The organism is Nocardioides ganghwensis, from assembly GCF_014779655.1.
GTDB classification, from domain to species: Bacteria; Actinomycetota; Actinomycetes; order Propionibacteriales; family Nocardioidaceae; genus Nocardioides; species Nocardioides ganghwensis.
This window is the reverse complement of the sequence record NZ_JACXYX010000006.1, coordinates 241,135-260,797: the sequence shown is the minus strand read 5'-3', so window position 1 is coordinate 260,797 and position 19,663 is coordinate 241,135. Positions and strand designations below refer to the sequence as shown.

Sequence of the window (19,663 nt, the reverse complement as noted above, 5' to 3'; positions counted from 1 at the left end):
CATCCCGCCCGCCGAGTTCGAGGCGAACCACTGGGCCACCGGAGTCGTCACCGACTACGTTGAAACACCCGTCCCGACCGGGGCTGGTTCCAAGTAACCGAGCCTCCACGAAACCCGGGGCGATTCAGGTCGCTCAGCGTGTGCCGGTTCGCTGCCGAACTGGGGCCTTTCGACCCCATGAACGGGACCCGTCCGACACATGCGCCAGAGTCCCCACGCCTGATGAAGTGGTGGTGAAGCGGACGGGCCATGAGTGAGGTGAGTGTGATGTGGGGCGACTACGACAGGATGCACGAGGGGTACGGCTTTGGGTGGTTTGCGCTGATCGTGTTGCTCTTGGTGCTCGTCGGTCTTGCAGTTGCGCTGCTCGTGGTGATGTTGCGCAGTCCTGGACGCGGCGGGTCTGGCTCAGCGACCGGCTCGACCACCGGGCCGAACATGGGCTCATCTGAGGCGGCCCTCATCCTGCGGCGACGGTTCGCAGCCGGAGAAATTGACGAGGACGAGTTCCGGCGTCGCCTATCCGCCTTGTCCGACTCGTGATCGTCTCAGCGGACGAGGGTGCTCAGTTGTGTTCCAGAACCGTTCGAGGATGAGCGCGACCACGGCTAGGTAGGCCGCGGTGAGGATGACGGCGTGGTTGCGGCCAGCGCCCGCGTGATGGCGCTGTTGTTCGCCCGTGCACCGAGGGCCCCGTGGTGAGATTGGAGGGTGACGTGAACCCGCCGTTACCGGTGCGGCACCACTGCGGCCAAGGTGCGTGCCACGAAACCGAGCAGCAGGTACACGCCGAACAGGCCCAGCGCGGTGACGCTCACTGGTCCTCACCAGGCGGGCTGATCTGGAACACCTCGAGGTTCCGTGCGGACTCGCTGCCCGCGTCAGCGGCAGGGGCGCAGCATCCGTCGCTGCATCCACCGTCAGAGCTGCAACCGCATGCGTCGCCTTCATGGTCCGTGTCGTGGTGGCTGGAGCCAACGGCGCCGCAGCAGCCTTCACCGCGCCACGCCTCCCGGCCTTCCTTGACCGCGACCGCGGCGATGATGAGGCCGGCAATGGGGTCGGCCCACGACCAGCCGAGGGTGGCGTTCAGCACCAGGCCGACGAGGAGCACGGCCGAGAGGTAGGTGCACAGCAGGGTCTGGGTGGAATCGGCGACGACGGCGTTCGAGCCGAGCGCCTTCCCGGTGCGGCGTTGCGCCCATGACAGGAACGGCATGATGGCCAGCGACGCGATGGCGAGACCGATGCCGACCGGGGAGGCGTCGGGGTCGTGGTCGCCCAGCAGGGCGCGGACCGACTCGAACGACACGTACGCGGCGAGCGCGAAGAACGAGAATGCCATCAGCCGCAGCGCCTGCCGCTCGCGGCTCTCGGGCATCTTGTGGCGGAACTGCCACAGGATGATGAGGCCGCTGGAGACTTCAACGATGGAGTCGAGGCCGAACCCGACGAGCGCGACGGAGCCCGCGACGATGCCGGCGGTGATGGCGATGACCGCCTCGATGACGTTGTACGTCACCGACGCCGCGGCGAGCAGCTGGGCCCGGCGGCCGAGCCTGGCTCGCTCGGAGGCCGTCAACGGCGCGTGCTCGTGCGTCGTGACCGTGTGGTCGTGGGACGTCATGCGGTCTCCTCACTCGCAGGATCGGATGGGTGGAGCGTCGTGGCGCCGTAGTTCTCGCACAGCGCGACGGCCTCACCCGTGGCGTCGAGCAGCTCGTCGGCGCCGGCGAACAGTCGCAGCAGCAGGTCGGGGTGGGTCAGCGAGTACACCGACGCCCGGCCCTGCGCGCGGGAGGTGACGAGTCCGCAGTCCTTGAGGCAGGCCAGGTGCTTGGAGCACGAACTCTGCGGGAGGCCCAGGTGGTTGACGAGGTCGACGACGCGTTGTTCGCCTTCGCTGAGTCGCTGCAAGATGGCCAGCCGTGCAGGGTCGGAGAACCCGTGGAACAGGCACGCGGCCGCGGTGAAGCCCGCGTACGTGCGAGGCGAGCTCATCGTCTCAGTCATCACAAAACGTGATGTTAGCCCAATGCGCGTTGCTTGGAGCCCCGGGCTAGCTCACCTGCCTGGATGCACGTCACGGGCGAGCCCGGGAAGTCCGCAGAATCGCGACCGCTGCTCGAGGGCGACGGCCCCGTCGAGGTCGGCGGCGAGCAGGACGAACGACCCGGCCGAGTAGGCCAGCGACGAGAGCAGCAAGCATCGCGAGCCAGCCCAGCGCGATGAGGAGCGAGGCGGTCTCGTCGAAGCTGCTGGTCAGTGCGGCGTCGTAAAGGACCCTGCTGGCTCCGTACCCCGGTAGCAGGTGCGCGAGGGTGGATAGGTCGGGGTTCAACATGGGACTCTGCTCGATCGCGAGGTCGAGGAACGGGAGGAGGAACGCGACCAGCACGCCGCCGACGCGGCCGAAGAGCCAGCCGACCAGGACGCCGACGAGGGCGTAGGTGGACGCGATGAGCAGGTTGGCCAGCACGTACGGGCCCCACTGGCCGGGTTCGAAGAACAGCGCGGTGACCGTTAGTGAGGCGGCGGTGACGACGAGGGCCAGCACGGCCACGACAAGGAGTCGCGACGTGAGCAGGCTGACCGGATGGAACCCCGCCAGGGCGAGCCGTCGGTCGGCGGCGCGTGCACCGAGCGCGGTGAACAGCCCCACGACGGCAGCCAGCGCTCCGACCGAGATGGGCGCCATCAGGCCGGGGTGGGTGTCAGGGAACCAGAACGTCGCGGCCACGGTCCGGCCGGCTTCGCGGACCATCATCGTTTCGTAGCCCTCGGGCGTGGTGAAGGCGGACAGGGCGACGAAGAGGCCCGGGACAGCGACCATGAGCGCCCACAGCACCCGGTTTCGGCTGATTTCACGCAGGCCCATCTGGGTGCCCACGGCGAGCTGGCCGCGGGCCGAGCTCGAGCTGGTGCGGGCGTGGGTCCGCGCGGTGCGGCTGGTGGCCGCGACGACCATCCAGCTGAGTGCGACGGCGACGAGGGTCCAGATGAGCGCCCAGCCCAGATCGCCGGGCCGGCCCGCGTGACCGGACGGCTCGTCCATCATCCACAGGCTCAGGTAGTGGGTCGGGAAGACCTTGGACACGAGGGTGTCGGCGGGCCGGAACGCAGGCCCGAAGACGACGTCGACGAGCCAGACGAACAAGACGAGCACCGTGCCGTTGACCGGGTTGGCCACCAGGGCGCCGATGAGGGCGCCGAGGGCCAGGTAGATGACCGCGAACATCACGGTGGCCGCGGCGACTCGGGCGGGGTGGTCGAGGCCACCGACGCGGACCACGAGCGTCAGGTAGGACGCGGTGGCGGCCACCACCGCGAGCGCGGCTCCGGTCGTCATGCGTGCCAGGACCAGGCGTGCCGCGGGTAGTCCCGCCAGGACGAGGCGCTGGTCGGCGGCGCGGGCGGAGCGGACCTGGAAGTACATCGCGACCGCGGCAACGAACCCGGCCGTCCAGCCGGCCGTGGTCGTCTCGGCCTGAGGTCCACCCTGGCCGCCCAGGAGCTCGCCGGCATCGGTGATGACACCCCCCACGATGGCGACGAACACGACCGGGACGACGACGAGCAGGCCGAGGGTCACCCGGTTGCGGGCTGCCTCGACGAGGAAGCGGCGCACCAGCAGTCCGCCGCCGATGGGGACGCGAACGGAGGTGTCGACGGTGCTCATCGGGTGCTCACTCAGACGGACGGTCGTGCGGTGGTCGGTCGTGGGTGGTGCCGTCGTGCAGCTGGACGATGCGGTCGAAGCGGTGCTCGTCGACGACGAAGTGGCTGATGATGAGCACGCTTCGGCCTGCGGCCCGGCGTTCGGCAACCAGGTCCCAGAACCGCAGGTAGGTGTCGAAGTCGAACCCGGCGTACGGCTCGTCGAGGAGCAGCACTTCGGGGTCGGCGAGCAGCGCCAGCCCCAGGTTGAGCTTCGACAAGGTGCCGCCGGAGAGCTGGTCCGCGCGCGTGCCAGCGTAGCGGGTGAACCCGAGGGTCTCGTAGAGCCGGCGACGCGACGTGTGCTCGTCGGCCGGGTTCATCCGGTAGGCGTGCCCGAACAGCTCGAAGTGCTCATCGCACGTCAGGCGCTCGTACACGACCGGCTCCTGGGGGCAGTAGCCGAGCCGTCCGACGTGCTCCACGGTGCCGGCGTCCGGGGCGAGCTCGCCGAAGAGGACCTTCATCAGTGTGGACTTCCCCGACCCGTTCTCCCCAACCAGGCCGACCACCTCACCTGGCAGCAGCTCGAGGTTCGCGCCTTTGAGGACCGCCTGGGCGTGACGGGCCGGCCAGATGCCGCGCCGGTACGACTTCTCGACACCGGACGCGGTCATCAGCGGCCGGCCAGCCGCCGCAGATGCGGTGTGGCCGGCGGGGTGAGGTGTGGCGTGGGCGGTCATGACGACCTCAGCGGTCCTGAGGGTGCTGGTCGTCGGAGCGGTCGTGGGACGGCGTGCTGCTGTCGTTGCTGCCGCCGTGGTGCATCCCCATCATTCCGCCCATCATCACCATCATCATCAGCGGGCAGATGAGGGCGATGCCGACGACGGCGAGGGTGCCGGCGGGGACGCCGACCCACAGTGCGCCGACGACGGCGATGGCGGCTGCGACCGCGAACAGCCCGAGGTTCGGGCTCCGGGTCATGTTGGTGTTCATCGTTCTGCTCCTTCTCGTGGGTGGGTGAACGGGTGGCTCGTGGGTGAGCGCGTGGGGTGGGTTCAGAGGCGGATGACCTGGCGGATGGCGGCGGCGACCTCGTCCATGCGGGCCTGTCCGGCGTCACCGGACTGGCGGGCGGCTTCGAGGACGCAGTGGCGCACGTGGTCGTCGAGCAGCCCGGCGGCGACCTCTTCGGTCGCTCGGGTCACGGCGGCGAGCTGGTTGACCACGTCCGGGCACCAGCGGTCGTCGGCGACCATCTTCTGCACGCCGCGGACCTGGCCCTCGATGCGACGCAGCCGCACCAGGTAGTCCTCACGCCTGCCGGCGTAGCCGCGGGTAGCAGGTAGGGGCGTACCGGCGGACGCGTCGGATGGCAGGTGGCACTCGTGCGCTGCCGCGCTAGTCGGGCGGGTCGCGTCTCGGGTGCTTTCTGTTGCGGCCATGGCGGGCTCCTCACGGGTTCAGCTCTTGCTCCCATGGTCGCCCCGCATACCCCCCGGGGGTAGGGTCTTTCGTCCCGCCTTGACGCCGGTTCAGCTTCTCGCGGGTGCTGCCGACCGTGGACGACGACAACTGGCCCACGCCGCCTGGGTCAGCCGAGTACGACCTGCACCAGGTAGAGCACCGCCAGCGCCAGCGCCATCACCCCGAGCAGCGTTCTCAACGCCCGTTCGGGGATGTGGGGCTGGAGCGAGGCTCCGACCCACCCGCCGGCCAGCCCACCGAGACCCGTCGCCACGCCCAACGACCAGTCCGGCGCCACCGGGCCGGTCGCATCCAAAGCGATGACCGCGTACGTCACCACCCCGACCAAGGACGTCACCCAGGTTGAGAGCAACGCCACCGGTGCCACGGTGGCCACCGCCATGCCGGTGCCGACCAGGATGGGGCCGAGGACGGAGCCGCCGCCGATGCCGTAGATGCCGCCCACGACCCCGATGACGAACGCCAGCACACGTACCGTCCTCGGGGACAGCCGCCGCTCGATCGAGCCTGGTGCGGGCTTGCGCAAGATGAACAGCCCGACCGGGGCGAGCACCGCCGCCGCCAGCGCCCGGAACACGTCCGGGTCCGCGACCACGTACACGCGGATGAGCGCCCCGAGCACCACCCCGGGCACCGAGCCGGCCAGCAGTTGGCGCGTGAGCGCGCGGTCGAACTGCCCGCGCCGGCGGTAGCGCGCCAATCCGCCGGGTCCGGAGATGACGTTGAAGAGCAGGTTCGTCGGGGTCACCCGCGGGTTCGGCACGTGAAGCACCGAGAGCTGCACCGGGAGCAGGAACACTGCGCCGGACACACCCACTGGCGTGATCACCGTGGCGAGCACGAAGCCGGCCACCAGCCCCACCAGGTCCCGCTGCCAGTCCACATCGTCTCCCCTCGCCAGCAGGCGCATCCTGTCAGCGCGCCCGACAGCAGGACCGGCTGGTCCACAACACGCCGGCCAGAGGTCGAACCGGTGGGCCGCTACCCCAGACGCTTCATCGTGCCGGCGAACTCACCCGAGAGTGAGCTCGATCTGCTGGTCGGGCTCGAGCCGCAGGTCGGCCGGGTCTCCGGCGACCGGGGTGCCGTTGCTGGTGACGGTCACCTTCGCGTCACCCTTTGCCTTCACGCCGCCGACCTGGGTGGGTGTGAGGGTCACGCCCCACTGGGTGAACAGCTGGCCGAGGGTGAACTTCTCACCGACCGTGTGGGCCTCGATGTGGATGGTGCCGTCACCCTCGTGAGTGTGGACCGCGGACATGGCGCCGGTGTTCGGGTCGACGCCGATGTTGGGCGGCACGGGTACCGGCTGGCCGTCAATGGTGACGGCCAGGTGGGGGTGGTAGTGCTCGGCGGTCCCCATCGGGCCGAGGTCGAGGCCGGCGGCGGCGACGCGGGCGGGCACGTCGGCCGGGGCGGGCCACGGCGGGAGAGAGGTGTCGTCGGGCGCCGCCGCGGCGGTACTGGACGAGGTCGAACCGCTCGCGCCGGTCGGACTGGTGTCGCTGGTGGTGGCTGGCTCGTTGTTGCATCCGGCGAGGGTCAACGTGAGGGCCGTCGTGACGACGGCCGCAAGCACGATGGGGGTGGGGGTCTTCACGACGCTCTACTTTCCAAGAGAGGGGGACGCGTCCGGTCTCGGCCGGTATGCGGGACGGGGGAGGCGCGCGGGCGGACGTCACCGAGGAGCCGATGGCGTCCGCCTGCGCTCGAGCTCAGGAGCTGAGGAGCTCCTTCATGGTGTCGATCTGGGCCGTCTGCGTCTCGATGACCTGACCGGCGAGGTCGACGGCGTCCTTGAACTTGCCCTCGGCCTGCTCGGTCTGCGCCATCTCGACCGCGCCCTCGTGGTGCTCGATCATCATCTCGAGCCACATGTCCTGGAACTCGCCGTCGGCGGAGTTCTCCAGGTCGTCGATGTCGTCCGCGGTCATCATCCCGGGCATGTCGTCGTGGCCCATGTCGTCCATGTTGTCGGACATGTCGTCCATGTCGTGGCCACCGTTGACGTGGTCGCGCATCGTCTCCGGCACGTCCTCGCCCCACTCGGTGAGCCAGTCGGCCATCGTCTCGATCTCGGGGCCCTGCGCTTCTCGGATGTCCTCGGCCAGCCCCTGAACCTCCGGGTCGAGGGGGCGGTTGAGGGTCAGGTCGACCATCGAGAGCGCTTGCGCGTGGTGGGTCATCATGTCGCTGGCGAAAGTGACGTCGGCGTCGTTGTGCTCGGTCGTGCTGACCTCGGCCTGGCCGGCCGCGTCCGAGGTGTCGTCGCCGCAGGCGGTGAGGCCGGCGCCGAGGACAAGGGTGAGCGCGAGCGCGGTGAGCGCACGCGTGCGGGTCTTGGTCTTGTGCATGGGAAGTTCTCCTGGTCTCAGGTAGTCAGTGGGGTGTTGGAGGCAGGCGGAGGCGTCACCCGGCCGGAACGCTGCTGTCGAACGCGCGAGGCAGTCGCGGTCGAGCTCAGCGGTGGCGGGCGGTCGCAGGACCTGTCAGCACCTGATGACGGAGAACTGCCACTCGTAGGGCGGGCCGGTGCCACGCACCCACTGCAACGCCCGCTCACGCACAGCGGCGGGCATGAACGCGGCCGGCAGCAGCGGTCGGAAGAGTCGCGCGGCGAGCACCACCAGCAGCGTGAGCGCCGCCGCGGCGAGCATGACGACGCACAGCATGACCATGCCGGCCATCCCGTGTCCTGAGCCGTGTCCCGAGCCGAAGTCACCGTTCACACTGGTGCCGGCGGCCGCCATCGCGGTGTGTGCGGCAGCGGCGGCGTGGTGGTGACTGGCGTCGGATGTCCCTGCTGCCATCGCCGCGTCGTGGCCTGCCGGCGTGCTCATCGCGGCCATCGTGCTTGCAGGAGCCGCGGCGGCGGACGGGGCGCCGTGGCTGGCCAGGGCGTGCATGCCGAGGATGCCGACGACCAGGGCCGCCACGAGGGCGGGCAGCCAGGGGCGGCGGGCGCCGCGCCCAGCAGTCAGCGCCCGTAGGACTCGCCTACGGGTGCTGACGGCGGTGGAAGGCACTGGCTTCATCGTTCTCGATGGTACGGAGCCGCTGGTCTCACGCCAGTTTCTGGGTCCGCAGCCGGAGCGCGTTGATGATGACGCTGACCGACGACAACGCCATCGCGGCCGCGGCGATGACCGGCGACAGCAGCCACCCGAACACCGGGTAGAGCACACCGGCGGCGATGGGGATGCCGACGGTGTTGTAGCCGAAGGCGGCGAGAATTCCGATACGAACGTTCCCCATGACGGCGTGGGAGAGCTGGCGGGCGTGGGCGATGCCGTTGAGGTCGCCGCGCAGCAGCGTGACGCCGGCAGACTCCATCGCGACGTCCGTGCCGGTGCCCATCGCCAGGCCCACATCCGCAGCGGCCAACGCCGGAGCGTCGTTGACGCCATCGCCGGCGAACGCGACCACGCGGCCCTCAGCACGGAGCTTGTTGACGACGTCGGCCTTGTGGTCGGGCAGCACCTCGGCTTCGACTCGGTCGATGCCGAGCTCGGCGGCGACAGCCTGAGCGGTGACCTGGTTGTCGCCGGTGAGCATGATGACCTCGATGCCCTCCTTGCGCAGCGCCGCCAGAGCAGCCGGGGTCGTCTCCTTGACCTGGTCGGCGATGCCGATGACACCCGCGGGGGTGCCGTCGACGGCGACGAGAACCGCGGTCGCCCCCGTACGGCGCAGCCGGTCCGCCGTCTCGGCCAGTCCTGCGGGGTCGATGCCCTGACTGGTGAGGAACCCCGCGGTGCCGATGAGTACCTTGCGGCCCTCGACGGTCCCGAGGACGCCCTTGCCGGCCGGGGCGTCGAAGTCAGCCACCTCGGGCAGCCGCGCCCCGCTCGCCCTCGAGCCGCCGGCACTGTCGGCCTGGGCCTTGTCGACGATGGCACGCGCGAGCGGGTGCTCAGAGGCGTTCTCCACCGCGGCTGCGAGCCGCAGCAGCTCCGCGGCGCTCAGGTTGCTGAACCCGTCTGCGAGTTCGACCGCGACGACCGCCGGCTTGCCCTCGGTAAGCGTCCCGGTCTTGTCGACGACGACTGTGTCGACCTTCTCCATCCGCTCGAGCGCCTCGGCGTTCTTGATGAGGACACCCATCTGGGCGCCCCGGCCGACCCCGACCATGATGGACATGGGCGTGGCCAGGCCGAGCGCACACGGGCAGGCGATGATGAGGACGCTGACCGCGACGACCAGCGCGTGGGCGAGCTTCGGGTCGGGGCCCACGAGGGCCCAGATGATGAACGCGAGCACGGCGATGCCGATGACGGCCGGCACGAACACCGCGGACACCTTGTCGACGGTGCGCTGGATGGGCGCACGGGAGCGCTGCGCTTCAGCGACCATCTGCACGATGCGGGCGAGCATGGTGTCTCGACCGACCGCGCTGGCGCGCACGAGGAGCGCCCCGGTGGAGTTGAGGGTGCCGCCGATCGCGTTGTCGCCCGGCTCCTTCGTCACGGGCATGGACTCGCCAGTGACCAGCGACTCGTCGACCGCGGACTTCCCTTCCTCGACGACGCCGTCGACGGGAACTTTCTCGCCGGGGCGGACGCGGAGCAGGTCGCCGAGCTGAACCTGGTCGAGAGTGACCTCCTCCTCTGTGCCGTCGTCACGCACCCGCCTGGCGGTCTTCGGGGACAGGTCGAGAAGCGCCTTGATGGCACCAGAGGTCGCCTCACGGGCGCGAAGCTCCAGCACCTGACCCAGGAGGACGAGGGTGGTGATGACGGCGGCCGCCTCGAAGTACACGTCGACTGCGCCGTCTTCGCGGAACGCCGCGGGGAAGATGCCCGGGGCCAACGTTGCGACGACGGAGAACAGCCAGGCGACGCCGGTGCCCATCGCGATGAGCGTGAACATGTTCAGCCTCATGGTGCGTACCGACGCCCAGCCGCGGGTGAAGAACGGCCACCCGGCCCACAGGACCACCGGTGTGGCCAGGACGAGTTGGATCCACGCGGACGTCGTGGCGGACACGGCGTCGTGCAGCGGTTCGACGAGGTCGCGGCCCATGCCGAGGATGACGACGGGGATGGAGAGCGCGACGCCGAACCAGAAGCGGCGGGTCATGTCGCGCAGCTCCGGCGACGGGCCGGAGTCGACCGTGACCACGACCGGCTCGAGCGCCATGCCGCAGATGGGGCACGCCCCGGGGCCGGGTCGACGGATCTCGGGGTGCATCGGGCACGTGTACTCCACAGCCTCCCCGTCGCCGGGCGTGGGTGGGGCAGTGCCGCTGGCCGTCGCAGCGTGTCCGCCGCGATCGTGAGCGTTCCCGGCGTGGTCGTGCTGGTCGTGGCTTGCGTACCGGTCGGGCGTGGCCTGGAACTTGTCCTTGCAGCTCGCCGAGCAGAAGTAGAACTCCCGTCCGTCGTGCGTGAGCGTGTGCTCTGTCGCGGTCGGGTCGACGCTCATTCCGCACACCGGGTCCGTGATCTGGTGCGTCGTAGCGGTGTCCGGTTCGTGCACGTGCGCGTTCATGTCCTCAACCATACCCCTAGGGGGTATGTAGTCAAGGGTCGTAGGCACCTTGTTCCGGGTGCCGTTGGCCACGCCCTGCGCAGCAAAGAGTCACGCTGACGGCGGCACCCACGACCTCCACGCGAGCCGGACCGCCTCATCGGTCGCGTGGAGGGAGGGGTATCGAGCTTGGACCCGTCAGACGGCCAGCGCGAGGCGTGACGGGTCGTGCTCGGCGAGATACCTCAGCACGCTGACCCGAGTCACGTGGCGTCGCCGCTGGTGCTGCACGCGCACCAGCATTCCGTCAGCAACGAGTGCGTCGATGTCCGCGCTCGCCAGTCCGGTTGCGGCCGACACCTCGGCCCACGTCATCAGGTCGTCGCGGACCGTCGGAGTGGGACGGCGAACCGGCTGCTGGGTGGCCCCGGCGAGGCTCTCGCGGGTGACCATGCGACGACCGTCGTAGGCGCGCTCGTCCTTGTCCAACGTCCCGTCCTCCACGAGGTGCTCGACCGCAGCCACCGTCGTACCGAGCTCCTTCGCTGCCTTGGAGTAGGGCACGGCGCGGCGGTGCAGTTCTGCCTGGTGTGCGTAGTGCTCGCGCAGGAGGGCGGCAGTTGCGGGCGGGACGATGAAGTCGCGCTCGCCCCAGGCCTCGAGCTCGAGCCCCTTCGCGCGGACGAACTGGTAAACGGTGTGGTAGGTCGTCTGGACCTCATCGGCGAGCCGGACGAGCGTGATCTGGGTGCTGAGCCGCTGGCGCAGTGCCATGGCGTCGCAGAGACGCACCCGCCGCTCCTGCCCCTTGCCACGACCGCCGCACGGGACTGACGGCACTCGACCCTCGGCCATCCAGAGACGCGCCGTCTTGGGCGTGACGTCCCAGAGATCGGCAGCCTCGACGGTCCCGAGGAGCGGCTCCCCGCCCTCGTCCGTCGTGAGGACGAGGGAGCCACGCTCGGCGAGCTCGGCGTCGATGCGCGGACCGTCCAACGCGAGGAACTTCTGGTTGCCGGTGGTGCAGCGGACGGTGGTGGGGATGACGAGTCCGACCGGGAGGTTGGTGGTGAGCTCCTTCTGGATGAGGACGGCGATCTTCCGCGCGGGGCGGAGCTTCGGGTCGTCGAGGAGGTAGCTGCGGTGGAGGACGGCGGTGCCGGCGAGGTGGCCGGCGAATCGCCGCGTGTGGGTGCCCTTCACCTTGAGGCGATCGAGGTCGGACAGGATGGTCCGTCGCATGTCGTGGGGCGTGCAGGAGAAGACCTCGTCGATCACCTCCTCCTCAGGCGTGCAGTCGACGCGGGCGGCCTCGGCAGCATCCGCCAGGGCGGTGCGGAAGGCAGCCTGGCCGCCGGCGTCTCGGCGGTTGAGGCCGGGGATGAGGCGAGCGTCCTGGCGGATCACGCCGTCGGCGTCGGTGTGGAAGACAGCGACGACGAGGCGGATGAAGTCCATGAGGGCGGGCGGGACGACGAGCGCGCGCTTGGAGTTCTTGGTCTTGAGCTCGTCCTTGTCGTCGCTGGTGACCTTGGTGCCGTCCGGGGCGATCTGGGTGAACTTCTTGCCGCCCTGCGTCTTGACCGCGACGGCGCCGTACTGGCCCGGCCCCTGGTCGAGCACGTCGTAGACGCGGATGCCGTAGGCCTCGCTGATGCGCAGCCCGAGGATGCGCATGACCCACAGGGCGAGCTGGTGCACGACGTGCAACCGCGAGGCGATGTCGGCGCAGCGCGTGAGACTGACGGGCTGGCGCTCAGCGCTGGGCGCCTTGTCGGTGATGTGCATGGCGAGGCTGCTGCGGTCCTGCGGGACGTCGACGCCGTGGTCCAGGGCGTACTTGCAGATTTCCTCGAAGGCCCACATGACGTCCTTGGCGACGTCCTGGGAGAGGCTGCCGTTGGTGCGCGGTCCTCGGCGGAGCTCGCCGCCGGGGCCGAGGATGTCCTCGTTGTAGAGATCGGAGACGAGGAAGCGGTGCACCGCGGAAGACGGGTCGACGGGAACGAGCTTGCCTTCGGCCTTGCGGCGCTTCAGCGTCGACTTGGATGCCATCTTGGGGAGCTCGAGGGCCTCGGCCATGGTGACCAGCTGGGTCGGGTCGACGCCGTCCGGGACGCGGACCGTGATGTCGGTGTTCGACCGGGTGAGGGTCGCCTGCAACGCCTTCACCTCGTCACGCACCATGGTCTCGAGCACGAGGCCGCGCTCGTTCATGAAGGCGGCGATGCGCTTGATGTGGCCGAGGGTCGAGGTGGCGCGGTCGTGCTTGCCGCGCCGCAGCTCCTCGTAGCGCTCGGCGTGCCACCGGTCGGCCATGGCGCGGAAGTCGGTCCCGGTCTTCTGGGTGCGCTTGTTCGCGACGCGTCCCTCGGCCCCGGGGGTGGGGAGGTCGGTGTCGCTCTCGATGGCGGCGATGCCGGCGGCGATCCAGCGGTCGACGGCCTCTTCGGTGGTGAAGGTGTAGGTCCGGCGCTTGGTGGCGCCGCGGCGAATCGGGAGGCTGGCGGTCCAGCCGCCGTCGGTCTGCTTCTTGGAACCGGTCAGCTTGCGGCTCATGCTGCACCGCCCTTGCGGACCAGGCTCTTGAGGAGGGCGATGGTGTTGGCGCGCTCATCGGCGAGGGCCGCCGCGGCGGTGAGCTTCTCCTCGAGGCGGATGACCTGCTCGCGGAGGGCCTTGGTCTCCTTGGACTCGCGCCGGGCGGCGAGCTCGTTCGCGACCTGCTCGATCTGGGAGGCGTCGAGGACGTCGGTGGCGACGAGGTCGCGTACCGGGACGCGCCAGGTCTTGCGGCCGGTTTCGTCCTGGGTGGCGTTGGGCCAGCGGCCCTTGCCGGAGTCGTTCCAGGTCTTGATGGTCTTGAGGTCGCGGCCGGTGAGGTCGGCGATCTCGCTGAGGGTGAGGGTGGTGTCGGGGCTGTAGGTGGCCGGCGTGTCGCCGGGCGTCATGGGGGTCATGTCGCAGGACCGTCCGAGGCGATCAGGGTCCGGCAATCCCCGCCACCAGCCGGGCTCAACTTTCTTCAGGAGTCGTCCCTCGACGCCCCCGGATGCCCCCGATCGCCCTCGATCGGGGACGCAAGGCGGTGCAGTACACGCGTGGATCGAACGGGGGATGCACCTGGTGCGACCAGGGTCACCTAGGTCATTCGAGAAACAATCAAGCCGACAATCGACCCCGGATAGGCGCATCGGGCCACTAGATGTGGGCTGAAATGCGCTTGGCCCCCACAAGATGTGGGGGCCAAGGTGCGAATCTTTTGATTCTTGAGTAGCGGGGGCAGGATTTGAACCTGCGACCTCTGGGTTATGAGCCCAGCGAGCTACCGAGCTGCTCCACCCCGCGTCGGTGAACAGAACATTACAGGGGTGGCTGGGACGAGCCAAATCGGGGTGCCCGGCAGCCCCGTTGCGGAAGAGCTGCGGCCGTACGACGCCTCCGGACGGTCCCGGTGCGTCGTACGGCCGCGGCTCGTGGTGGAGCCGTTGTCAGCCGAGCTGGCGCACCGCCTGTTCGACGAGCTCGCGACCCTCCTCCATCAGGCGAGCCCAGCGCACCGTGTCGCCGGCCTGCTGGGCCTCGTCGGCCTCGGCGAACTTGGCCTCGGCCTGGCGGAGCAGCTCGGCGACGTCGGCGTCACCGCCACCGGGGCTCTCCCCCGGGGTGTTCGTCGGCTCCTCGGTCGGCTCCTCGGTCGGCTCCTCCGTGGGTTCCGCGGTCGGCTCCTCGGTCGGCGTCTCGCCCGAGCCGTCGGTCGACCCGTCTGAGGTCAGCGCGTCCTCGATCGCGCCCACCAGCGTGGTGCCGATGCCGACGCGGTTCTCGTAGGACACCAGCACGAAGCGCAGGATCGGGAAGTTCGACTCGCCCGCGCGGCGTGTGTAGACCGGCTGGACGTACATGAACGAGTCGCCGATCGGCACCGTCAGCAGGTTGCCCGGCACCCGGTCCGCGTCACCCGTCGTGTACGGCAGCAGCGCCTGGCTGACGTCCTCGTTGGTGGCGAACGTGTTGGCGATCTGCAGCGGACCACCTGTGGGCTCGTTGGGCAGCTCGAGCACCGAGACCTTGCCGTAGTCGGGACTCGTCGCGTCGCTGTTGACCGCCATGTAGGCCGCCAGGTTGTTCTCCTTGTCGCGCGGCACGTAGACCGACGTCAGCGACCACGTCTCGCCATCACCGGTGTCGGTGAAGAGGCGGTAGGGCGGCTGGAGCCGCGTGGTGCGCTGCGGGTCGCTCGGCACCTCCCAGCGGCTCGATCCCTCGAACCAGGCCGACGCCGAGGTCTCGTGGTAGCGCTGGAACTGGAATCGCTGGGCCTTGAACAGGTCCTCGGGGTAGCGCAGGTGCTCCGCGAGCGCCTCGGGGATGTCCGCCTTCGGCTGCACGACGTCGGGGAAGACCTTCGTCCACGCCTTCAGGATGGGGTCCTCCTCGTCCCACTCGTAGAGGGAGACGGTGCCGTCGTAGGCGTCGACCGTCGCCTTCACCGAGTTGCGGAGGTAGTTGATCTCGTCGGTCGGCAGCGTCTGGAAACCGGTGTTCTCCTGCAAGGAGTCGTCCGTCATCTCCTCGAGCGACTCGCGCTGCGAGAGGGGGTACTTGTCGGTGACGGTGTAGCCGTCGAGGATCCACTGGATCCGGCCGTCGACCACCGCGGGGTAGGGGTCGGAGTCGACGGTCAGCCACGGTGCGACCTTCTCCACCATCTGGCGCGGGTTGCGGTCGTAGAGGATCTTGGAGTTCTCGTGCACGCGGCTCGACAGGAGCAGGTTGGGCTCGCCGAAGCGCACGGCGTAGAGCAGCTGCGTGAAGACGTTGCCGATCGGCACGCCCGCCTCGCCGTCGTACGTCGTGGCCACGTCCTCCTCGCTGCGGTCGCCCCGCGGCAGGTCGAACTCCACGGGTCCGCCGTCGGGGTCGAGGCCGACGATGCTGTAGGACGGGCTCTGCTCGCCGAAGTAGACCCTCGTCTCGTAGCCGTCCTCGCCGGCGAGACGGGACAGGGTGTCCTCGTCGGCCTCCGCGCCCTCGGCCCACTGGATGCCGGTCTGCTGGGTCGAGTCGTCCTCGGGACGCTGGTTGGCGAAGGCCGCGATCACGCCGTTGCCGTGCGTGTAGGCGGTGTGGAGGTTGGACCAGTTCTGGTCGTTCTCCGCGAGACCGCTCTGGTCGAGCTCGCGCACGCCGAGCACCACGGCGCGGTCCTTGCCGTCGATCTCGTAGCGGTCGACGTCGAGCACGTTGGGCACCGAGTAGTAGGCACGGACCTGCTGCTGCTGCTCGAAGATCTCGCTGACGATCTGCGGGTCGACCAGTGGGATGCCGTCAGTCATCCCGTCGAGCGCCTCGAGCCGACCGTCGTCGGTGACGGCCGTGCCACCGACGTTGCGGACGTCGATCTGGTCGAGCTGGTAGGCCGCACGCGTCGCGTCGATGTTGGCCTTGATGTAGGGGCCCTCGCGGTCCGGCACGTTGGGGTTGACGCGGATCGCCTGGACGACGGTCGGCACGATCAGGCCGAGGATGATCGCCGAGAGCGCGAAGAGCGCGACGCCCACCGACGGCAGCAGCCACGTCCGGCGCCAGATGTTGGCGAGGAAGAGCAGGGCGCACACGATCGCGATTCCGGCGAGGATCTCCTTGGCCGGGAGCACCGCCTTCTCGTCGGTGTAGCCCATGCCGGTGAAGATCGAGCCGGAGTTGGTGACCAGGTCGAAGCGGTCGAGCCAGTAGTCGACGGCCTTCGCGAGCACGAAGACCGCCAGCAGCGCCGAGACCTGGATCTGGGCGGCGCTGGTGAGGCGCTCACCGGGGCGCGCCGAGAGCCGGATCCCGCCGAAGAGGTAGTGCATCAGGATCGAGGCGATGAGGCCGACCACCGCGAGCGCCATGACGTAGTCGACGATGTAGTGCCAGAACGGCAGCTCGAAGACGTAGAACCCGGCATCCATCTCGAAGTACCGGTCGGTGGTGCCGAAGGACTCCGAGTGGCGCCACAGGGAGTAGCTGCGCCACTGGCCCGACGCCGACGCGCCGGCGAACAGGCCCATGAGCAGCGAGGCGCCCGCGATGACCCATCCCATGCGGGGAGCGAGGAGCTCGCGGTAGCGGTCCATCCCGTCGTCGGGCATCCCGGGCATGCCGGGCCACAGCACCGGCCGGAAGCGGTAGGCCAGCGCCATCGACGTCGCGACCGTGGCGGCCATCAGGCCGGCGAAGACCAGGAACAGGCCGATGCGCGTCAGGAGCAGCGTGGTGAAGACCTCCTGGTAGCCCACGGAGCCGAACCACAGGCGCTCGGTCCAGAAGGACGCGAACCCGCTGAGGAGCATGAAGGCGACCACCAGGATGATCGCGGTGATGACCAGCGCGCCAGGGCGGCGCGAGGCAACGACCGGTCGGGCGCCGCCGGCCCCGCCGGCCCCGCCGGGGCCACCGGGACCGCCGGGGCGCTGGGGACCGCTCGGTCCGTCGGGTCCGCTGGGTCGATCGAAGGGATTGCTCATGGCCTGCTCAAGGGGTTCTCGTCGGGGCTGGTCTGGGTGTCGTGCAACGTGGCGTGGAGGAGCTCGAGCAGGCCGGGGACCAGCTCGGTGCCGTTGACCACCGACTGCTCGTCGTCGTGGGCGCGCAGCCGCAGGGCGCAGTAGGACGCCCCGGCGCGGGTCGCGCCGGCGACCATCCGGACCTCCTGCCGGTCGGGGTGCTCGCGGGCATAGAGCTCGGCGGCGGTCGGGTCGTCGGGGATGTCGTCGTCGGTGCCGGGCGGCAGCACCAGCCGCTCGATGACGGCCGCGCAGCCGGAGACGCTGTCGGGCCAGGCGATGGTGTGGAGCGCCTCCTCGAGGGCCTGGCCGGGGGGCAGCCCGTCCTGCTCGATCGGCGTGAACGACCCCTCGTCACCGGGGCCGTCGATCGACATCGCCGCCGCGAGCGCCGGCTCCTGCGCGACGAGGGTCGCCGTGTCGACGAGGGCGTAGAGGCGGGCCGGCTGGTCCCACCCGTCCTGCGCCACGTGCGCCTCGATCTCGAGGACGGCCGCGGCCAGGGCGGGGTCCTCGGGCAGTGGCTGGTCGGGCAGCGGCTGGTCGGGCAGCGGCTGGTCTGGCAGTGGCTGGTCGGGCAGTGGCTGGTCGGGCAGCTCGGTCATGACGCGGTGTCCTCACAGGTGGGGAGCTCGGTGTCGGGGTCGGCGACCCAGTCGGCCAGGGTCTCGACGGCACGGTGCATCGTGGTGGCCTTGGCCAGTCGCATGTCTCCGGGGTCCACTCCCCCGATGCCGTCGCAGTTGTCGGCGGGCACGAAGAAGAGCCCGGCGCCGGCGTCGCGCGCGGCGGCGATCTTCTGCTGGATGCCGCCGATGGGACCGACCTCGCCGGCCGGGGTGATCGTGCCGGTGCCGGCGATGTCGGCGCCGCCCGTGATCGACCCGGGCGTCAGCGTGTCGTAGATGGCCAGCGCCATCATCAGCCCGGCGCTCGGGCCGCCGATGTTGTCGGCGATGTCGACGCTGACCCGGAAGGGGAAGTCGAAGCCGATCCCCGGGGAGATGCCGATGCGGAGGTCCCCGTCGACCTCCTCGGGCGTGATCTCGACCGTCAGGTCCTTCTTGCCGCGGCGTACGAGGAAGGTGAGCGCCTCGCCCTCGCCGGCCGCGTCCACGGCGTCGACGACGTCCTGGGCGTCGGTGATCTCGACGTCGCCGACCCGGAGCAGCCGGTCGCGCACCTCGAGCCGGCCGTCGGCCGGGAGGCCGGGCGTGACGCTGACGACCTCCACGACCGGATCGACCTCCTCGCCGAGCTCGGTCAGGGCGGCCGCCACGGCGGTGTCCTGCGAGGAGACCATCGCGGCCTCGGACTCGCGGTCGCTGGACTCGTCGGTCTCGTCGGGCGCGTAGATCGACGAGCGCGGCCACACGGCCGCGTCGGGGTCGAAGTAGGCCCTCAGCAGCTCGGGGAGGGTGACGTCCTCCTGCGGCGTGCTGACGTAGACGGTCGTCATCCGCAGCTCGCCGTCGTCGTGGAAGGCCTCGCGGCCGGTGACCTGGACGATCTCGCCCTCGTCCGACTCGGCGAGGATGTCGACGGTCGGTCCGGGGTAGTAGGTCACGTAGGGCAGCGGCACGAACACGGCGGCGGCCCACAGCGCTGCCAGCAGGCACAGTGCGAGCAACCCCGCCCTGGTCCGCTGACTCATGGGCGCAACTCTCTCAAACGACGGCAACTCGCCGGCACCCAGCCGACCCCCGACCGGTGGTCCGGGTCCTCAGCCGGCGCGACGCGACGCGCCGCGGTCGGCACCGGCGCCGTGGCTGGGGCGTACGGCGATGCCCGTGCTGCGGTCGCGGACCGGAGGAGCCGTACGCCGCGTGCCGGCCGGCAGGTCCTTGTCGAGGGCCTTGCCGAGGCGCTGGACGGCGACGTCGCGGTCGACCTCGCCGCGACCGTCGCGACCGGCCCACGACACCCACACCATCGCCGCTGCCGTGACGACGGCCGAGGGGACGAGCCAGAGCAGGATCTCCACCCGGCGAGCGTAGGCGCCCATGCGAGCCGGAGCGGGGAGGCCCTACGGCGTGCCGACCCACTCCTCGGTCCGGTCGTCGAAGACCTGGTGCTTCCAGATGGGCACCTCGGCCTTGAGCGTGTCGATCAGCGCGCGGGAGGCGGCGAACGCGTCACCGCGGTGCGCGGCCGTCGTCGCGACGACCACCGCGAGGTCACCGATGCGCAGCTCGCCGACGCGGTGCACCGCCGCCACCCCGCGTACGTCGTGCTCCTCGGCCACGCGCCGGCAGACGTCCTCGAGGCGCGCGAGCGCGGTCGGGTGGGCGGAGTAGTCCAGCGCGGTCACGCCCTTGCCGCCGTCGTGGTCGCGGACCTGGCCGATGAACAGGGTGAGGCCGCCGGCACCGTCGTCACCGAGCGCGTCGACGACCTCGGTGACGTCGAGCGGGGTGTCCCGGATGTCGACGAGGCGTACGGGATCCGGGGCGGGCTCGGACGAGGAGTCGGGGACGGGATCGGTCACACCGACG

General features: G+C 70.1%; 19 protein-coding genes and 1 tRNA gene. 1 reads left to right on the top strand and 19 read right to left on the bottom strand.

What is annotated here, in order from left to right; all coding sequences use genetic code 11:
• Nucleotides 1–249 precede the first annotated feature (249 nt).
• A complete protein-coding gene (locus IEZ24_RS09715) occupies nucleotides 250–543 on the top strand; it encodes an SHOCT domain-containing protein (RefSeq protein ID WP_207206903.1) in 294 nt (97 codons plus the stop codon).
• 271 nt (nucleotides 544–814) lie between these two features.
• Here the strand turns inward: IEZ24_RS09715 and IEZ24_RS09710 are convergent, their stop codons facing one another.
• The 19 genes from IEZ24_RS09710 to IEZ24_RS09620 form a co-directional block, all read right to left on the bottom strand.
• Complete coding sequence (locus IEZ24_RS09710) at nucleotides 815–1,627, bottom strand: cation diffusion facilitator family transporter (protein WP_129456449.1); 813 nt, start codon at nucleotides 1,625–1,627, stop codon at nucleotides 815–817.
• Nucleotides 1,624–2,013 (bottom strand): ArsR/SmtB family transcription factor, encoded by a 390-nt coding sequence (locus tag IEZ24_RS09705; protein WP_165356171.1) that lies wholly within the window; start codon nucleotides 2,011–2,013, stop codon nucleotides 1,624–1,626. Before IEZ24_RS09705 ends, IEZ24_RS09710 begins: the two co-directional genes overlap by 4 nt.
• 70 nt (nucleotides 2,014–2,083) lie before the next feature.
• A complete protein-coding gene (locus IEZ24_RS09700) occupies nucleotides 2,084–3,679 on the bottom strand; it encodes an ABC transporter permease (RefSeq protein WP_129456447.1) in 1,596 nt (531 codons plus the stop codon).
• Between the two features lie 7 nt (nucleotides 3,680–3,686).
• Entirely contained in the window at nucleotides 3,687–4,334 is a 648-nt protein-coding gene (locus IEZ24_RS09695) for an ATP-binding cassette domain-containing protein (protein ID WP_224745077.1), read from the bottom strand.
• A gap of 73 nt (nucleotides 4,335–4,407) precedes the next feature.
• Nucleotides 4,408–4,656: a DUF2933 domain-containing protein gene (locus IEZ24_RS09690; RefSeq protein WP_207206902.1), complete on the bottom strand. Its 249-nt coding sequence runs from the start codon at nucleotides 4,654–4,656 to the stop codon at nucleotides 4,408–4,410.
• A gap of 62 nt (nucleotides 4,657–4,718) precedes the next feature.
• Nucleotides 4,719–5,105, bottom strand: a complete 387-nt coding sequence (locus tag IEZ24_RS09685; protein WP_129456445.1) for a metal-sensitive transcriptional regulator — start codon at nucleotides 5,103–5,105, stop codon at nucleotides 4,719–4,721.
• A gap of 149 nt (nucleotides 5,106–5,254) precedes the next feature.
• Nucleotides 5,255–6,058, bottom strand: a complete 804-nt coding sequence (locus tag IEZ24_RS09680; protein ID WP_191192841.1) for a sulfite exporter TauE/SafE family protein — start codon at nucleotides 6,056–6,058, stop codon at nucleotides 5,255–5,257.
• 102 nt (nucleotides 6,059–6,160) lie between these two features.
• Complete coding sequence (locus IEZ24_RS09675; protein ID WP_129456444.1) at nucleotides 6,161–6,748, bottom strand: hypothetical protein; 588 nt, start codon at nucleotides 6,746–6,748, stop codon at nucleotides 6,161–6,163.
• Between the two features lie 115 nt (nucleotides 6,749–6,863).
• The gene (locus IEZ24_RS09670) at nucleotides 6,864–7,502 is read right to left on the bottom strand and encodes a DUF305 domain-containing protein (protein ID WP_129456443.1); all 639 of its coding nucleotides are present in this window, start codon (nucleotides 7,500–7,502) and stop codon (nucleotides 6,864–6,866) included.
• Nucleotides 7,503–7,637: 135 nt separating this feature from the next.
• On the bottom strand, nucleotides 7,638–8,183 hold the full coding sequence (locus IEZ24_RS09665; protein ID WP_129456442.1) for a hypothetical protein: 546 nt from the start codon (nucleotides 8,181–8,183) through the stop codon (nucleotides 7,638–7,640).
• Nucleotides 8,184–8,211: 28 nt separating this feature from the next.
• Nucleotides 8,212–10,638, bottom strand: coding sequence for a heavy metal translocating P-type ATPase (locus tag IEZ24_RS09660; RefSeq protein WP_224745076.1), 2,427 nt, complete (start codon nucleotides 10,636–10,638; stop codon nucleotides 8,212–8,214).
• Between the two features lie 177 nt (nucleotides 10,639–10,815).
• Nucleotides 10,816–13,176: a hypothetical protein gene (locus tag IEZ24_RS09655; RefSeq protein ID WP_129456440.1), complete on the bottom strand. Its 2,361-nt coding sequence runs from the start codon at nucleotides 13,174–13,176 to the stop codon at nucleotides 10,816–10,818.
• The gene (locus IEZ24_RS09650) at nucleotides 13,173–13,577 is read right to left on the bottom strand and encodes a hypothetical protein (protein WP_129456439.1); all 405 of its coding nucleotides are present in this window, start codon (nucleotides 13,575–13,577) and stop codon (nucleotides 13,173–13,175) included. The genes IEZ24_RS09655 and IEZ24_RS09650 overlap by 4 nt, the downstream gene beginning before the upstream one ends.
• Nucleotides 13,578–13,891: 314 nt before the next feature.
• Nucleotides 13,892–13,965, bottom strand: a tRNA-Met gene (locus IEZ24_RS09645).
• Nucleotides 13,966–14,108: 143 nt separating this feature from the next.
• A complete protein-coding gene (locus IEZ24_RS09640) occupies nucleotides 14,109–17,129 on the bottom strand; it encodes a UPF0182 family membrane protein (protein ID WP_129456438.1) in 3,021 nt (1,006 codons plus the stop codon).
• Complete coding sequence (locus IEZ24_RS09635; protein WP_224745075.1) at nucleotides 17,126–17,773, bottom strand: PPA1309 family protein; 648 nt, start codon at nucleotides 17,771–17,773, stop codon at nucleotides 17,126–17,128. Before IEZ24_RS09635 ends, IEZ24_RS09640 begins: the two co-directional genes overlap by 4 nt.
• Entirely contained in the window at nucleotides 17,770–18,822 is a 1,053-nt protein-coding gene (locus IEZ24_RS09630; protein WP_129456437.1) for a YlbL family protein, read from the bottom strand. The genes IEZ24_RS09635 and IEZ24_RS09630 overlap by 4 nt, the downstream gene beginning before the upstream one ends.
• Nucleotides 18,823–18,891: 69 nt before the next feature.
• Nucleotides 18,892–19,152 carry a hypothetical protein gene (locus IEZ24_RS09625; RefSeq protein ID WP_242498576.1) on the bottom strand — a complete coding sequence of 87 codons (261 nt, stop codon included), beginning with the start codon at nucleotides 19,150–19,152 and terminating at the stop codon, nucleotides 18,892–18,894.
• Nucleotides 19,153–19,194: 42 nt separating this feature from the next.
• The gene (locus tag IEZ24_RS09620; protein WP_129456435.1) at nucleotides 19,195–19,656 is read right to left on the bottom strand and encodes a molybdenum cofactor biosynthesis protein MoaE; all 462 of its coding nucleotides are present in this window, start codon (nucleotides 19,654–19,656) and stop codon (nucleotides 19,195–19,197) included.
• Between the last annotated feature and the right edge of the window lie 7 nt (nucleotides 19,657–19,663).

Coding starts and splice junctions, on each gene's coding strand:
- IEZ24_RS09630 (WP_129456437.1), bottom strand. CDS start 18,822: ATGAGTCAGCGGACCAGGGCGGGGTTGCTCGCACTGTGCCTGCTGGCA.
- IEZ24_RS09685 (WP_129456445.1), bottom strand. CDS start 5,105: ATGGCCGCAACAGAAAGCACCCGAGACGCGACCCGCCCGACTAGCGCG.
- IEZ24_RS09640 (WP_129456438.1), bottom strand. CDS start 17,129: ATGAGCAATCCCTTCGATCGACCCAGCGGACCCGACGGACCGAGCGGT.
- IEZ24_RS09635 (WP_224745075.1), bottom strand. CDS start 17,773: ATGACCGAGCTGCCCGACCAGCCACTGCCCGACCAGCCACTGCCAGAC.
- IEZ24_RS09650 (WP_129456439.1), bottom strand. CDS start 13,577: ATGACCCCCATGACGCCCGGCGACACGCCGGCCACCTACAGCCCCGAC.
- IEZ24_RS09665 (WP_129456442.1), bottom strand. CDS start 8,183: ATGAAGCCAGTGCCTTCCACCGCCGTCAGCACCCGTAGGCGAGTCCTA.
- IEZ24_RS09715 (WP_207206903.1), top strand. CDS start 250: ATGAGTGAGGTGAGTGTGATGTGGGGCGACTACGACAGGATGCACGAG.
- IEZ24_RS09670 (WP_129456443.1), bottom strand. CDS start 7,502: ATGCACAAGACCAAGACCCGCACGCGTGCGCTCACCGCGCTCGCGCTC.
- IEZ24_RS09680 (WP_191192841.1), bottom strand. CDS start 6,058: ATGCGCCTGCTGGCGAGGGGAGACGATGTGGACTGGCAGCGGGACCTG.
- IEZ24_RS09690 (WP_207206902.1), bottom strand. CDS start 4,656: ATGAACACCAACATGACCCGGAGCCCGAACCTCGGGCTGTTCGCGGTC.
- IEZ24_RS09705 (WP_165356171.1), bottom strand. CDS start 2,013: ATGACTGAGACGATGAGCTCGCCTCGCACGTACGCGGGCTTCACCGCG.
- IEZ24_RS09710 (WP_129456449.1), bottom strand. CDS start 1,627: ATGACGTCCCACGACCACACGGTCACGACGCACGAGCACGCGCCGTTG.
- IEZ24_RS09700 (WP_129456447.1), bottom strand. CDS start 3,679: ATGAGCACCGTCGACACCTCCGTTCGCGTCCCCATCGGCGGCGGACTG.
- IEZ24_RS09695 (WP_224745077.1), bottom strand. CDS start 4,334: ATGACCGCGTCCGGTGTCGAGAAGTCGTACCGGCGCGGCATCTGGCCG.
- IEZ24_RS09660 (WP_224745076.1), bottom strand. CDS start 10,638: ATGAACGCGCACGTGCACGAACCGGACACCGCTACGACGCACCAGATC.
- IEZ24_RS09655 (WP_129456440.1), bottom strand. CDS start 13,176: ATGAGCCGCAAGCTGACCGGTTCCAAGAAGCAGACCGACGGCGGCTGG.